At 49.8% G+C, this 14,754-nt stretch carries 14 protein-coding genes; 2 read left to right on the top strand and 12 right to left on the bottom strand.

The features are described from left to right. Positions 1-4: 4 nt before the first annotated feature. From L9P36_RS01340 to cysG, 10 genes are all read right to left on the bottom strand, one after another. Entirely contained in the window at positions 5-1,810 is a 1,806-nt protein-coding gene (locus tag L9P36_RS01340) for an AMP-dependent synthetase/ligase (RefSeq protein ID WP_237464341.1), read from the bottom strand. Between the two features lie 210 nt (positions 1,811-2,020). Further along, positions 2,021-2,962, bottom strand: a complete 942-nt coding sequence (gene leuO, locus L9P36_RS01335; protein WP_237464338.1) for a transcriptional regulator LeuO — start codon at positions 2,960-2,962, stop codon at positions 2,021-2,023. Between the two features lie 318 nt (positions 2,963-3,280). After that, entirely contained in the window at positions 3,281-4,390 is a 1,110-nt protein-coding gene (locus L9P36_RS01330; protein ID WP_237464335.1) for an MJ1255/VC2487 family glycosyltransferase, read from the bottom strand. Next, a complete protein-coding gene (locus L9P36_RS01325; protein WP_435532720.1) occupies positions 4,390-4,944 on the bottom strand; it encodes a phosphatase PAP2 family protein in 555 nt (184 codons plus the stop codon). Before L9P36_RS01325 ends, L9P36_RS01330 begins: the two co-directional genes overlap by 1 nt. 248 nt (positions 4,945-5,192) lie before the next feature. Then, positions 5,193-5,987 carry a 3'(2'),5'-bisphosphate nucleotidase CysQ gene (gene cysQ, locus L9P36_RS01320; protein ID WP_237464334.1) on the bottom strand — a complete coding sequence of 265 codons (795 nt, stop codon included), beginning with the start codon at positions 5,985-5,987 and terminating at the stop codon, positions 5,193-5,195. A gap of 16 nt (positions 5,988-6,003) precedes the next feature. After that, positions 6,004-6,612 (bottom strand): adenylyl-sulfate kinase, encoded by a 609-nt coding sequence (gene cysC / locus L9P36_RS01315; RefSeq protein WP_237464333.1) that lies wholly within the window; start codon positions 6,610-6,612, stop codon positions 6,004-6,006. Between the two features lie 28 nt (positions 6,613-6,640). Continuing rightward, the gene (locus L9P36_RS01310) at positions 6,641-8,368 is read right to left on the bottom strand and encodes an SLC13 family permease (protein ID WP_237464332.1); all 1,728 of its coding nucleotides are present in this window, start codon (positions 8,366-8,368) and stop codon (positions 6,641-6,643) included. Between the two features lie 13 nt (positions 8,369-8,381). After that, on the bottom strand, positions 8,382-9,809 hold the full coding sequence (gene cysN, locus L9P36_RS01305) for a sulfate adenylyltransferase subunit CysN (protein WP_237464331.1): 1,428 nt from the start codon (positions 9,807-9,809) through the stop codon (positions 8,382-8,384). A 26-nt stretch (positions 9,810-9,835) separates the two neighbouring features. Continuing rightward, entirely contained in the window at positions 9,836-10,744 is a 909-nt protein-coding gene (cysD, locus tag L9P36_RS01300) for a sulfate adenylyltransferase subunit CysD (RefSeq protein WP_237464329.1), read from the bottom strand. A 12-nt stretch (positions 10,745-10,756) separates the two neighbouring features. After that, positions 10,757-12,169: a siroheme synthase CysG gene (gene cysG, locus L9P36_RS01295; protein ID WP_237464327.1), complete on the bottom strand. Its 1,413-nt coding sequence runs from the start codon at positions 12,167-12,169 to the stop codon at positions 10,757-10,759. A 161-nt stretch (positions 12,170-12,330) separates the two neighbouring features. Between cysG and L9P36_RS01290 the strand changes: the two genes are divergently transcribed. Beyond that, a complete protein-coding gene (locus L9P36_RS01290) occupies positions 12,331-12,828 on the top strand; it encodes a GNAT family N-acetyltransferase (protein WP_237464325.1) in 498 nt (165 codons plus the stop codon). Positions 12,829-12,885: 57 nt separating this feature from the next. Here the strand turns inward: L9P36_RS01290 and L9P36_RS01285 are convergent, their stop codons facing one another. Continuing rightward, on the bottom strand, positions 12,886-13,524 hold the full coding sequence (locus tag L9P36_RS01285) for a LysM-like peptidoglycan-binding domain-containing protein (RefSeq protein WP_237464324.1): 639 nt from the start codon (positions 13,522-13,524) through the stop codon (positions 12,886-12,888). A gap of 115 nt (positions 13,525-13,639) precedes the next feature. On the opposite strand from L9P36_RS01285, the gene bamJ reads away from it, so the two are divergent. Further along, positions 13,640-14,260, top strand: coding sequence for a BamJ family beta-barrel-assembly machinery protein (bamJ, locus tag L9P36_RS01280; protein ID WP_237464323.1), 621 nt, complete (start codon positions 13,640-13,642; stop codon positions 14,258-14,260). Positions 14,261-14,327: 67 nt separating this feature from the next. Here the strand turns inward: bamJ and L9P36_RS01275 are convergent, their stop codons facing one another. After that, the gene (locus L9P36_RS01275) at positions 14,328-14,675 is read right to left on the bottom strand and encodes a DUF4870 family protein (RefSeq protein ID WP_237464322.1); all 348 of its coding nucleotides are present in this window, start codon (positions 14,673-14,675) and stop codon (positions 14,328-14,330) included. Positions 14,676-14,754 lie beyond the last annotated feature (79 nt).

Genomic DNA, 14,754 nt, shown 5'->3' with positions numbered 1-14,754 from the left:
GCGATTAGGCTTTCTTTGGCTCACGGTACATGGCTTCGATTTGTTCCATATAACGCTCGCTGATCACTTTACGACGTAGCTTCAAGGTTGGGGTCAATTCACCCAAATCCATGGAGAAAGCTTGTGGTAGCAGGGTGAATTTTTTCACCTGCTCAAACTTCGCCAACTCTTTTTGCAGCTCCATCAAGCGCGCTTCAAACATCTCAACCACTTGTGAGTGCTTAATCAGCTCTAAACGGTCGTGATAAGCAATGTTGAGCTCTTTCGCATAGGCTTCAAGGCTATCAAAACAAGGCACAATCAGCGCAGAAACAAACTTACGGGTATCGGCGATGACAGCGATCTGCTCGATAAAGTGGTCACAACCAATTTTACCTTCGATCAACTGCGGCGCGATGTACTTACCGTTTGATGTTTTCATCAACTCTTTAATGCGATCAGTAATGAATAGGTTGCCATTTTCATCGAAATGACCGGCATCACCTGTTTTCATAAATCCATCTGCAGTAAAGGTTGCAGCCGTTTCCTCTGGGCGCTTGTAGTAGCCACGCATCACCATGCCACCACGCACCAAAATTTCATTATCGTCACCGATTTTCACTTCAGTGCCCGGCATCACAGTACCGATAGAATCAGGCTCAAAACGACCATCTTCCCAACATGAAATCGTCGCCACGGTTTCGGTCATGCCGTAACCCAGCTTCACATCCACACCAATGGCATGGAAGAAACGGCCAATGCTTGGCTCCAATTTGGCACCGCCACAAGGCATAAAGCGAATATTACCACCCAGTAGGCGGCGCAATTTACTAAGCACCAGTTTATCCGCCAGCGCATAGGATTTACGCAACAACCAAGAGGCTGGTTTGTTCGCTTGACGGCATGCCGCCATGCGAGCGCCCATATTAACCGCCCAAGTAAAGACCATCTTGCGCTGCATCGGCGCACGCGCCACTTTTTCGTGAATCGCAGAGAAGATCTTCTCGTAGAAACGCGGAACCGCACACATCACAGTTGGACGAATCTCAGTTAGGGCTTCACGCACCTCATTGGTATTTTCGAGGTAGCAGTTGGTGCCACCGCAATAAAGCACATAGAAACACCAAGCACGCTCAAATACGTGTGAAAGTGGTAGGAATGAGATTGACACATCTTTTTCGGTCACATTCAAACGCACATTATGGCTTTCAAGCTGATGCGCAAAGTTAGCGTAATCGATCATCACGCCCTTTGGTTCACCAGTGGTGCCAGAGGTGTAGATCAATGTGACCAAGTCATCCATGGATGCCGTGGCTAAGCGCTGCTCAAAGGTCGCGGTATCACGGACATCACCTTTGGCCATAAATGTTTGCCAATGCTGGCCAAGTGCGTGGTCACGCAGATCCACGTCATCTTTCATCGCCACAATCACTTCCAATTGTGGGCAGTTATCAGCCACTGAAATGGCTTGATCATATTGTTGCTGATCACCGACAAAAAGAACGCGGATATCCGCATCATTAACGATGTAGGCTGCTTGATCGGCGGTATTCGTTGCATAGATTGGCACAGACACAGCGCGAACTTGCAACGCAGCAAGATCAGCAATGGTCCATTGCGGCATATTCTGGGCGAAGATCCCCACTTTATCCTGCACGCCAAAACCCTGCGCCAAAAGCGCATAGGAAAGCTGCTCAACTTGCTCAGAAAGCGATTGCCACGAGATATCGTGCCATTCACCTTGCTGGCGATAGCGAAGAGCGGTGCGAAGTGGGTGTTCTGCCATGCGTTGACGCAGGCAATGAAGCAAATGGTAGGTATTTTCGGTCATCTAACTTCTCAGGCCGTTAAGCTTACAGGTGTAAGCTATTTCAATAAGCAGTCTACCTCGACAAGGTAAAAAGGCAATCAAAATTGCATGCTAAGAATATAAAATGTTAAGGCGTTCAAAAAGCCGACCACTTGCTTAGAAAGCGACAATTTCGTGAAAGATGTAAACAAATATGATCTTTTTTGCCTAATTATCTTTCAAATGAATATCTTACTGATAGGTGCTGAGAATCAGATTTTTTAGCCATTGATGCCCCTGGTCATTGCTCCGTCCGCAATGCCAATTAATAAAGGCATCGAAACCCTGCTCAAAGAAGGGAAGTGAATGAATTTTCAGCGGCCAGCGCTGCGCATATCGCTGTGCAAGCCAACTTGGCAACACAGTAATTAAATTGGATTGACTGACCATATATAGCAGGTCGCTGCAGCTATAACCGGTATAGGCCACTTCTGCCACCGGATGGCGCTGATAGAAAATATCTAATATCGATTCAAGCTCATAACCCATGGCAAGCTTGGCATGAGGCGATTGACGAATCAGCTGCGGTGTCAGTTCAACTTCCGGTGCATATCGCTGCGCTTTGGTGACCGCCACCAATTGATCGCAAAACAGTAATTCCGCCTCAAATTCACTGGTGGGCAAATGCTGATAGCCAATATAAAAATCGATAGTTTGCTGACTTAGCTCTGCCGCCACGTCCATATTTAAAGGGTTGGTCATCGCCAATTTAATCCCTTCGCCCTGCTCAGTGACAAGCTGACTAAGCGAAGGCCCCAAACGCAAATCCAAAGGACTGGCCATAGCTACGCCAAAGGTGCGCTGGCTACTGTGCGGGCAAAAACTGGCTTCAGGCAGCTCATTTTGAACCAACTGTAGCGCTTGTCTCAGTGGTGTAAACAGATGCTGAGCGCGAAGCGTGGGTTGAATACCGCGACCGCTGCGAACAAACAGCTCATCATCAAACATGTTTTTCAGCCGAGCCACAGCATTACTGACAGCTGGTTGTGACATGCCCAGACGCACTGCTGCGCGGGTCATATTTTGCTCCTGCATCACCGCGGCAAACACCGTCAGCAAATTGAGGTCAACATGACGCAGCACAGTCTCCATGGGCTGCTCATTGCGATTACTCGCTACCAAACGCTCAGTCATTTTTCACCTCACTTGATTCTCAGGTCTCCCTTCCCGCAGCGACTCACAGCCTCCTTCTGTGCTCATCAACAACGGATGACTACAACATGGGGCGACTGAGTGGCGACTGAACAGCGTTCAAAAACAAACTTGAATTTATAAAACCCATGATTTTGCTAGGGCTAAGTTAATCAAGCCAGCTTTCCGCACTGAAAAATAGATGTTTGGAGAGTGAAGCTTATCACTGAAATTTTCATTGCTATTGGCGATAGCAATGATTCAGGTGACAAGCCATAGCGCTGCGCAATGGTCACTTAGGAAAGCGATTGAAATGGTCACTTAGGAAAGCGATTGAAATGCCATCGCCGCACCATCAGCATCGGGTTCTAACAAAGCCAACACTGAATCAGGAAAATGTGTTTGTTGCCATAGCTGCGTGGCTATCTCGGTTAACGGTTGCTGCATCCCTTGCGCAAACCATGTTGCGATGGCTTGCGCCACATTTGGGTAACACACGCGGCCCACAGCGTCTTTTTGTAGCCAATTGGCAATCGTCGTTAAATCAAAACGAGGCATTAATTGCGCAAGCCCCATGGCCATTAAACTTGTGCCATTAAATTGTTGTTCAAACTGCCCTTGCAGCGGTTTCAATAGCAACTTTTTGCCCAAGCTCAGCGCCTCAGAAGGTAGCTCAAAACCGGCATTGGCAATCACCCCGCTGGCCGCCATTAATGCCTCAGCAAAACCGCTACGACTGGGCGGACACAGCTGTAAATTAGCCACCACCCGTGGCCCATCAATTGCCGGATGAAAGATCACAAAATTTTGGTGATGAAAACGCGAGAACAGCGACTGAATCTCGGCCAATGACTCAAAGGGAAGATAAACCAGAACCGGCGCGTCAGTGCTGATACTCGCTTGACTCAATTGCTGCGGACTCAAGTCAACAATGGGCGGCAACAGCGCTTGACCAAAATGATACCAATGCAAACCTAGGTACTCACTTGCCGGCGCAAAATGGGTCATCAACCAACGTGGTAATACTTGCTCCACTTGCCCAGGAACATCAGCCAGCAGCGCCGCTTGGTGGCTGAGTGATAACACTGGCTTGCCTTGTTTTTTACCTGCCCATGCGGTGATCGGTTCAAAATCAGAGATCACCAAATCATAGGGGGAACAATCAAGCTGCTGAATATCGCGATAACAACGCCACAATTTCAGCTTGAAGGCGGTTTTTAAAGGCCGAATGCGCCCTTGGCTTGAGACAAAACTAAGCCCATCACGCAGCCAATAATCACCAAAGTCGGCCATGTCGAAATAATCCTTGGTTGGACGTCCTGAGAATAGGAACTGCACGTCAAGCCCCTGCGCTGCCATCGCCTTAGCCATAGCGCGCGCCCTTGAGATATGCCCATTCCCAGTGCCTTGTACGCCATATAAAATTTTCATCACCACGCACTCCTCAGTGGACTAGACCAAAGCAGTAGCGTCCACTGCGCGATTGCCGTACCGAGCAACGCGCCCACGATGATGTCACTGACAAAATGTACGCCAAGAAGCACACGAGAAAGTGCAATCAAGCTCGCCCAAATCAGCATCGGCCAAAGTAAGGGCGGATAACACACGGCCAGCAAGTTAGCGACTAGAAATGCGGCGGTACTGTGCCCCGAGGGCAAGCTATAGCGATCAGAAGGTTTAATAAAACTGGGGAGCTGTTGCGGTCGGTCGCGCTTAATGGCGTTTTTTAGCAGCCAATACAGGGGCAGTTCCATGGCAAAAGCCGCCAGTAGCATCCAAAAAAACTGAATACCCGCCTCATCACCGAGCCAATAGGCAAGCAGCGCAAAACAAAAGTAAAGGTGACCATCACCGGTATGGGAAATCGCGCGACTCACCTGTGCCACTTGCTGATTATAGGGATGCTGTAAACACCAACGTGACATCGCATAGTCAACGCGATACAGCCGATTTTTATCTTCGAGATTAAGAGAAGGTTGCATCATTTGCCTCCAAGGTCAGAACTCAATTTGAGCCTAGCCAAAGCAAATGAACATCAGGTGACAGGGAATTGGCGAAATGGTGACAGAAGAAAAAGCCGTCGCGCCTTTATCTATCTTTTCATCTCTTTATCTTTTCATCATTCAACGTCTGGGAATTGACAGCAAAGAGCCTCTGCCATATTTAAAAAAACGGCCCTCTCTCAAAGACAAGGCCGCCGAATATTGAATAAAGCACAGTGAAAAACGATGGATTAATCCACAGCCTCATAAATGGTTTCACGGGGTGCGCGTACTACAAAATGTGGGTTTAACAGCGCTTCACGGTGATAATTGAGCGGTTCACCTTGCAGATTGACCACCAAAGCACCAGCGCACTCTGCCACACATTGGCCCGCGGCAGTATCCCACATCATGGTTGGCGCTAAACGCGGATAAAGCTGCACGCGCCCTTCAGCCACCCAACAAAATTTCAAGGATGAGCCTGCATCCACAAGCTGGTGCTCACCTAAACTTTTGAGATATTCAGCCAGTTCAGGACTCGGATGAGAGCGGCTACCCACCACCACAGGGGGATGTTGCCATTGGCTTTGAATCGGCGTCCATAACCCTTGCTCAATACGCCACGCCTGCGCAGATTCGCGCTGATCGCCGCCCCACGCCATCCCTAAGGCTGGCGCATAAACCACAGACAACACGGGCTTACCTTGGTCAATCAAAGCGATATTGACGGTAAATTCACCATTTTGCTTAATAAATTCCTTGGTGCCATCCAAAGGATCCACTAACCAAAACTGCTGCCATGATTGACGCTCAGACCAAGGGGCATGTTGGGTTTCTTCGGATAAAATCGGCGTATCTGGGGTTAAAATCGACAAACCTGCTACGATCACCGCGTTTGCCGCCAAATCAGCCGCAGTCACTGGACTGTCATCGGCTTTTTGCGCCACCGATACCGCACCATGATAGTGCTGCATCGCGGCATCGCCCGCACTTTGCGCGAGCGTTAAAATCTCAATCAATAGATGGCTGGGTGCAAACTCAGTCATGGCGTTTCTCCTTCCCTTAGCCTTGAATCACACCACGCACACGCAATGTATTCAAGCACTGCGCCACCAGTTGCTGTAAATTGGTTTCATCGCTGAGCAAATGGATTTCTGGTGATAGCGGCGCTTCATAATCAGCATCAATACCGGTGAAATCTTTAATCTCACCAGCGCGCGCTTTTTGGTAGAGCCCCTTGGGATCCCGCGCTTCGCAAAGCGCCAATGGCGCATCAACAAAGACTTCAACAAACTGTCCCTCAGGCAACAGATCGCGAATCATCTGCCGCTCGGCGCGAAAAGGTGAAATAAAGGCACTGAGCACAATCAAACCAGCGTCGGCCATCAACTTGGTCACTTCACCGACACGACGTAGATTTTCGCGGCGATCTTGCGGCGAAAATCCGAGATCTTGACACAAACCATGGCGAACATTATCACCATCAAGCAGATAAGTATGGTAACCCTGCGCATGAAGCGCTTGCTCCAATGCCCCCGCCACCGTGGATTTACCAGCACCGGAAAGCCCCGTAAACCACAGCACCACAGGCTGCTGCCCCTTTTGTGTTGCGCGCGCATTGGCATCGACCGCATGTTGATGCCAAACGATATTTTCAGTGGTTACGCCCATGGCGCCTCCTTATTCAATGTCCTTGCCGTTAAAATGGGAAAATCTTCGGCACCAGTAAAATCACCACCGCGGAATAAACCAGCGACAGTGGCAACCCCAATTTCACGTAATCTTTGAGTCGATAATTACCCACGCTATAAACCAACAAATTGGTTTGATAACCATAGGGCGAAATAAAACTAGCGCTGGCACCAAAGAGCACGGCCATCACAAAGGGCATCACATTGGCATCATAGCCCAGAGCCAAACTATAACCGATGGGAAAAGCCAAGGCGGCGGCCGCATTATTGGTGATCACTTCGGTCAGCAATAGGGTCAGCAGATAGACAGCGACAAAGCCCATAAACACCCCTTGACCATGAAACTGCGCCATCACCCACTGACTCAGTGCTACTGAAAGTCCAGTGCTCATCATCAGTTGTGCCAAGGTCAGGGCGCAGCCGACGATCACCACAATATCGATGGGAAAACGGCGACGTAGTTCATTGAGTGTGACCACACGAAAGCATAAAAGCAGCAACAAGTAAGCCGCCAAGCCATTGATGATGGGCAGTAACCCACCGATACCCAACGCCATCACCGCTGCAAAGCCCGCCAGCACCCAAGCGCTTTTTTGTCGATCCAAGCGAGCGCTGGAGTCGAGATCATTAATGAGTACGAAATCACGAGGATGGCGGCGCAGCTCCTGCATAAATTGGCGTCCTGGTACCACCACCAAGGTATCGCCAGGCAGCAGCACCACATTGCCCAAACCACCCGCCAGACGCTCATGGCCACGGCGAATCGCCACCACCACAGCATCATAGCGCTCACGAAAACGGCTGCTTTTTAGGGTTTGCCCGCGCAGTGAAGCGGAATGGCTGACCACCAGCTCCTGCAAACTTTGACCATTGAGATGATGCTGACCAAACAGGGATAATCCATCGATCTCTTGTAGTGTTGCCACACTTTCCACATCCCCACAAAACAGCAATTTATCGCCCGCTTGTAGCAAAGTACTGGGGCGCACAGGAGCAATGGCCTTGCCCTCACGAACGACCTCAGCCAAAAATAGTTTGCGCAGCGCGCGCAAGCCGTTATCCGCCACGCTTCGCCCCACTAAGGGCGAGTCTGCATTGACGGTTGCCTCAAGAAAATAGGGCAAACCTTCATCGTGCTCAGCATCATGCTCAGGCGAAAATCGACCAAATAACACCAGTACGGGCAATCCACACAGCAGCAATGCAAGTCCCACAAGCGTTGGCGCAAAAAAGCCCAAGCTCGGCAGTCCTGCATCCACCACAAAACTATTGATGATAAGGTTGGTCGAGGTACCAATCAGGGTCAGCGTGCCACCTAAAATCGCTGCATAGGAGAGCGGCAGCAATAATTTGGAAGGTGCGTGGCGCTGATTACGCTTAATCGCACCAATCAGGGAAGCCACCACCGCTGTGTTGTTGGTAAAAGAGGATAGAAAAGCGGTGGACAACCCTAATTTCGCAAGCACCGTGGACAAACTGCCACTGGATAACTGATTGCCCACCCAACCAATCAGGCGCGTTTTTTCCACCGCCACCGAAGAGAGGATCAGCAATACCAAGGTCACTAAGGAGTCATTGGTAAAATTATTGGCCAGCTGCGGCAGCTCGACGAGGCCAAGCTGAAACGCAGCAAAACTTGACGCTGCAAAGACCCATGCAGGCTTGAGTTTGGTCAGCGCCAAGCAGCTGATGATAGTCAGCAACATGGCTAGGACCAATCCTTGCTCCCAGCTCATCGCATCCTCTTTTCTACTTCAGCGCGCTTAAATCGCGCGCATGCCAATGGGGAAAGTGCTTGCGCACCAATGCATTGAGCTCAAGCTCAAAGCTACTGTAATCGCCATCATCTAGCGGTTGGCTATCGGCAACTAGGCTACGAATCATGCCCGCGCCGACGGTCACATTGGTTAAGCGATCAATTAAAATAAAGCTGCCTGTATCTGGACTCACGCCATAGGTATCCACAGGCACCACTTCGGTAAATCCAAGCTGACAGCGGCCAATCCCATTGAGCGGCAGTGCTGCTGCAGGATGCGTTTCCAAATTGTTGATATCCACTTGGTATTGAATTTGGGTCACTGAGCCCACGGTCTTTTTACCAGCGATCTTAATATCGTAGTAACGTCCCGGCTCCAGCGGCTTTTCATCCATCCACACCACATCAGCAATGACGCTTTGGCTTTGGGTCACCGCTTCTCCGGCAGGAACCAAGACATCACCACGGCTAATATCAATTTCATCGGCCAGCGTCAGCGTGACGGCTTGGCCTGCGCGCGCCTGCTGTAAATCACCATCAAAGGTGACAATCCGTGCCACTGTCGATTGCTTGCCCGAAGGCAGCACCTGAATGGCATCACCCACTTGCACCACACCAGAAGCAATCGTGCCGGCAAAGCCGCGAAAATCGAGATTGGGGCGGTTGACATATTGCACTGGAAAACGCAATTTGCCCTGCTCGCTATGCGCGTCAATGGCCACATTTTCTAAAATCGACAACAGCGGCTCGCCGTGATACCAAGGCGTTTGACCACTGAGATTGACCACGTTATCGCCCTCAAGTGCAGAAAGTGGAATCAGCGAAATATCAATATTGCCTTCAAGCTTGGCGGCAAATTGCAGATAGTCTGTCTCAATGGCGCGATAAGTGGCCTCATCAAAGCCCACCAAATCCATCTTGTTCACCGCCACCACAAAATGACGAATGCCAAGCTGACTAGCGATAAAAGAGTGACGACGGGTTTGATCTAAGACCCCTTTACGCGCATCAATCAAAATTACGGCTAAATCACAGGTCGAAGCGCCCGTGGCCATATTGCGGGTGTACTGCTCATGCCCCGGCGTGTCGGCGATAATAAATTTACGCTTCTCTGTGGAGAAATAACGGTAAGCCACATCAATGGTGATCCCCTGCTCGCGCTCGGCCTGTAAGCCATCTACCAGCAGCGCTAAATCAAGCTTTTCACCTGTGGTGCCCACCTTTTGGCTATCGGCATGCAGGGCAGCCAGCTGATCTTCATAAATCTGTTGTGAATCGTGTAGCAAGCGACCAATCAAGGTACTTTTGCCATCGTCTACGCTACCGCAGGTTAAAAATCGCAGTAGGGTTTTCTCTTGGTGCTGCGCCAAATAGGCTTCAATTCCTTGCGCCGCCACTTGTTGTGCAATTGCTGAATTCATGGTTCTGCTCCTTAGAAACGGCTCGATTAGAAATAGCCCTGACGTTTTTTCTGCTCCATGGAGCCCGATTGGTCGTGATCAATGGCACGGCCTTGACGCTCACTGGAGGTCGCCACCAACATCTCTTCGATCACTTCTGGCAGGGTATCGGCTGTAGACTCCACCGCGCCGGTCAGTGGATAACAGCCAAGGGTGCGAAAACGCACGCTGCGCTGCTCAATTTGCTCATTGGCCTCAATGGGCATGCGCTCATCATCGACCATGATCAACATGCCATCACGCTCAACCACAGGGCGTTTTTTCGCTAAATAGAGCGGCACAATGTCGATCTGCTCTTGGTAGATGTATTGCCAAATATCCAACTCAGTCCAGTTAGAAAGCGGGAATACGCGAATACTTTCGCCTTTATTCACCTGACCGTTATAGGTGCGCCAAAGCTCAGGTCGCTGGTTCTTTGGATCCCAACGATGGTGCTTATCTCGAAAGGAATAGACGCGCTCTTTGGCTCGCGATTTTTCTTCATCGCGACGTGCGCCACCAAAGGCCGCATCAAAACCATATTTATCCAGCGCCTGCTTCAGCCCTTGGGTTTTCATCACATCAGTGTGCTTACTTGAGCCGTGTTCAAAAGGGTTCATCCCCATGGCCAGACCTTCCGGATTTTTGTGCACCAACAGCTCAAAGCCATACTTTTCGGCGGTGCGATCGCGAAACTCAATCATCTCGCGAAATTTCCAATCGGTATCAACGTGCAACAGTGGAAATGGGATTTTCCCGGGGTAAAAGGCCTTGCGCGCCAAGTGCAACATCACCGATGAATCCTTACCAATGGAGTAAAGCATTACGGGATTATCAAACTCGGCAGCCACTTCACGAATAATGTGAATACTTTCCGCTTCCAGCTGCTGTAAATGGGTTAGTTTTTGCTGTTCCATGCTGTATTCCTTTTAAAGACTGAGGGCCGCTTGTGGCGCTGGGATATCACTTTGCGTCTCACCGCTAAACCAGTGGAGTTGATGCGCCAGCGTGGTCACCTCACCCACCACAATCAGTGAGGGTGATTCAGCCTGCGCGGCAAGTTCACTCAATTGCGACAATTGCCCGGTGAGCACCCGTTGTTGTCGCTGTGTCCCACGCTCAATAATGGCGATGGGGGTGGCACTATCGCGGCCATGTTCAATCAATTGTTGCTGAATATAGGGGGACTTCATCAAACCCATATAGATCACCAAGGTCTGCTGACCACGCGCCAAGGTGGACCAATCAAGGGCGTCACCATCGGGCTTTTGATGGCCGGTAATAAACACCGCGCTTTGAGCAAAATCTCGATGAGTCAATGGAATCCCCGCATAAGCGGTGGCGCCGGCAGCGGCGGTAATACCGGGGACCACTTGAAAAGGGATATTGGCTTGGGCCAAAACGCTGAGCTCTTCAGCGCCGCGACCAAAAATAAAGGGATCGCCACCTTTTAAACGCACCACACGCTTGCCCTTTTGCGCGTATTCCAACAGCAGCTGATTGGTTTGTTCCTGTGACACACTATGAAAACCTGCGCGCTTACCGACACATACCAATTCGGCATCTCGACGCACCAATTCCATCACTTCATCGGATACTAAATAGTCATAGAGCACCACATCAGCTTGCTGCATCAATTGCAGTGCGCGCAACGTGAGCAAACTGGCATCACCAGGACCTGCGCCCACCAAAGCCACTTCACCGCGCGGCTCTAAGCCTTGACTAAGCTGCTCCAATGCATCCATGGCTTGCTGTTCTTGGCCGCTAGCAACCAAGCTTTCAAAACGACCAGTAAATGCGGTTTCCCAAAACTTACGACGTAAAGTAAGCGATGGCAGTTTGGCCTTAAGGCGATCGCGAAAACGGCCAGCAAGTTCTGCCATGTTGCCAAGGTGCTGGGGAATCAAGGCTTCCAACTTTTCACGTAGCAAACGCGCCAGCACTGGCGCTTTGCCAGCAGAGGAGATCGCCACGATAATCGGTGAGCGGTCAATAATTGAAGGCACAATAAAGCTGCAGCGCGGCTGATCATCCACCACATTGACCAGCACTTGTCGCTGATTGGCAGACTGGTACACCAGAGCGTTCACCGCTTTTTTATCGGTCGCTGCTATGGCTAAAAACACCCCATCAAGCTGCTCAGGTGCAAAACTATCACCCCAATGCAAGACCTCTTGACGATGCACCATAGCCGCCACTTCTGGATGAAGTTCAGGCGCCACAACGCGCACTTCGGCACCAGCTTTATGTAGCATGCGAATCTTTCGCCACGCCACTTCACCGCCACCGACCACCAAGCAAGGTCGACGCTTTAAATCTGCAAAAATTGGCAAGTAATCCATGACCAGCCCTCGTAAAAGTTGATGAGAGCACTATAGGGGGGGGAGATGTTGGCGTGAAATTCTAAAAGCTTATTTTTTATATCGAAAAGTTTTCAGGCCGCTGCTTTTTGCCCGTAAATATGGTGCAATGTTGACCCTCCTTTCGACGGATAACATCAACCATGAGCACAGCGCCACACTGGCATTTACTGCCCTTTTCATCGCTTTCAAGCGCGCAACTTTACGCCATTATGCAACTGCGCGTGGCGGTGTTTGTGGTCGAGCAGCAATGTCCCTATCAAGAGCTGGATGGCAAAGATCTTGATGCCGAAGTTTTGCATCTTTTCGCCGAAAATCAGGGTGAAATTCTTGCTTATGCGCGCGTTTTACCGCCCAAGTTAAGCTTTAAAGAGGCGGCTATTGGTCGCATTATCATTGCAAAATCAGCGCGAGGCACAGGCTTGGGAGAAGCGCTGATGCAACGCGCCATGCATGCGGCCTATCAATGCTGGCCGAACCAAGCATTGCGTTTAGGCGCGCAGGTTTATGCCGCTGGGTTTTATCAAAAGATGGGATTTGTCGCGGCCAGCGATGTGTATCTTGAAGATGATATTCCACATCAGGAGATGGTCGCCTCCGCTGAGCAAGTGGCGCACATTGCTCAGCAATATCAAGCTTAAGACGCTGGCCTGATAAATTATACGCGCGCTAATGTGTCATCTTTCACGTGCTAAGGCTTAGTCTTTGGCGCGGGCAAAACTGCCATTGGACAAACGCACAAACAAAATCGGCTTGTCTGACTCAATTTGCAATGCGTCCAATTCACCATTTTGCTTTTGTTTATAGCGAATCCACTGACCGGGCTGAATCTCGCCGAGAATGGTCTGCGCACCCTCTATTTTAGCGATGGCATAAAGATCGGTTTCCGCCAAATTATGCTCACGAAATACCTTGGCCATGGTATCACCTGATTGAATTTGGTAACGCTGCCATTGAGTTTGCACCAAAGGTTTGATCGCCTCTTGTGGCACCACGTCTTCCACTGGCACCGCTGCACTTTCCGCCTCTAAACGTGCAGGATCCATAGCAATACTTTGCCTTGCTGGCTTAGCATGCTTAGGCTCAGGCACGGCTGGTGACGATGGTAGTAAACTCACCAAAATCACAATCGGCAAAATACAAAGAATTGCAATGCGGTGGGGCTTTGGTAGGCGATACCACAAAGGTTTGACTCGCTGAGTACATTGCTGCACACCTTGCTGGCAACGCTGTTTGATGCGCTGCCAATGTCCTTGCCAATCAACACGCGGCAGTTGAAATTGAATCTGCCTTTTTTGCGAAGTCGGCCTCGGGGCGCGACGTTTTGCTTGTCCCATGTTGCTCTCCACAACAGAAAGATGCGCGCACTCGCGCCTTTATTGACAAAAGTTTACCACGATAGGCGACAACTGTTATGCTGCGCCTTCATTTCTCGACCAAAGAGTGACTAAGATGTCAGAACTAACGCTAGACACCGTTGAACTAAAAGCAAGCTACGGTATTGGCCTGCAAATGGGTCAACAACTTGCGGGTAGCGGTCTCGAAGGCCTTAATGTTGCCGCAATTGCAAAAGGTATCGCAACTGCTTTAACTGGCGATGCGCCAGAGATCTCAGTTGATGAGATCAACAATGCACTTCGTGAAATCCACGGCCGTGCAGAAGAGCTTCGCCAAGCGGCTGCAAAAGCTGCTGCAGAAGAAGGTGAGCTATTCCTGAAAGACAACGCGATGCGTCCAGAAGTTCAAGTAACTGAGTCTGGTCTTCAATATGAAGTTCTGACTGCTGGCGAAGGCGAAATCCCAAGCTCAGACAAAACTGTCAAAGTGCACTATCACGGTCAATTGGTTGATGGCACTGTATTTGATAGCTCAGTGAACCGTGGCCAGCCTGCGACTTTCCCTGTGACTGGCGTGATTAAAGGTTGGGTTGAAGCGCTACAATTGATGCCTGTTGGCTCAAAATGGCGTCTATACATCCCTTCAGATCTTGCTTACGGCGAGCGCGGCGCAGGTGCAGCGATTCCACCACACGCAGCATTGATCTTTGATGTAGAGCTTCTTGAAATTCTTTAATTTCAGTAGCAACTGCAATAAAAAAGGCGCTTAAAGCGCCTTTTTTATTGCATAAACGCAGAATCACTTAGAATAACCAAGAATCCACGTTGGTAGGGGCTTGCCCTTGCTCTAATGCTTGGAAGCCTTTCACGTTACGAATGATAAACCATACCAATAGCGCGAACGCCAGCACAAATCCGATCAAGATAACGCACAAAATCAGACTGATCACACCATACAACATACCAATCCAAAATGTACGAATCTGATAACGGTAATGCTCGCTTAACCATGGCTCGGCGCCATCTTTATTGATGTAAGCCATAATCACTGCAACCAAGCTCGTGATACCAAAAACAAGACTAACAAAGTTCAAAATATAAATAAGCTTTGCTGTTTTTGGATCGCCGTTTACTACAACTTCCTGGTTCATTCTATCCCCTAGATATATCAATAAATTTCCACCGTATAATGCCGAATACAAGTTGGGAAATCCTGACCAAATAAAAAAA

It is taken from the genome of Vibrio stylophorae (genome assembly GCF_921293875.1).
Classification (GTDB): Bacteria; Pseudomonadota; Gammaproteobacteria; order Enterobacterales; family Vibrionaceae; genus Vibrio_A; species Vibrio_A stylophorae.
This window is presented reverse-complemented; position numbering and strand designations above follow the sequence as displayed.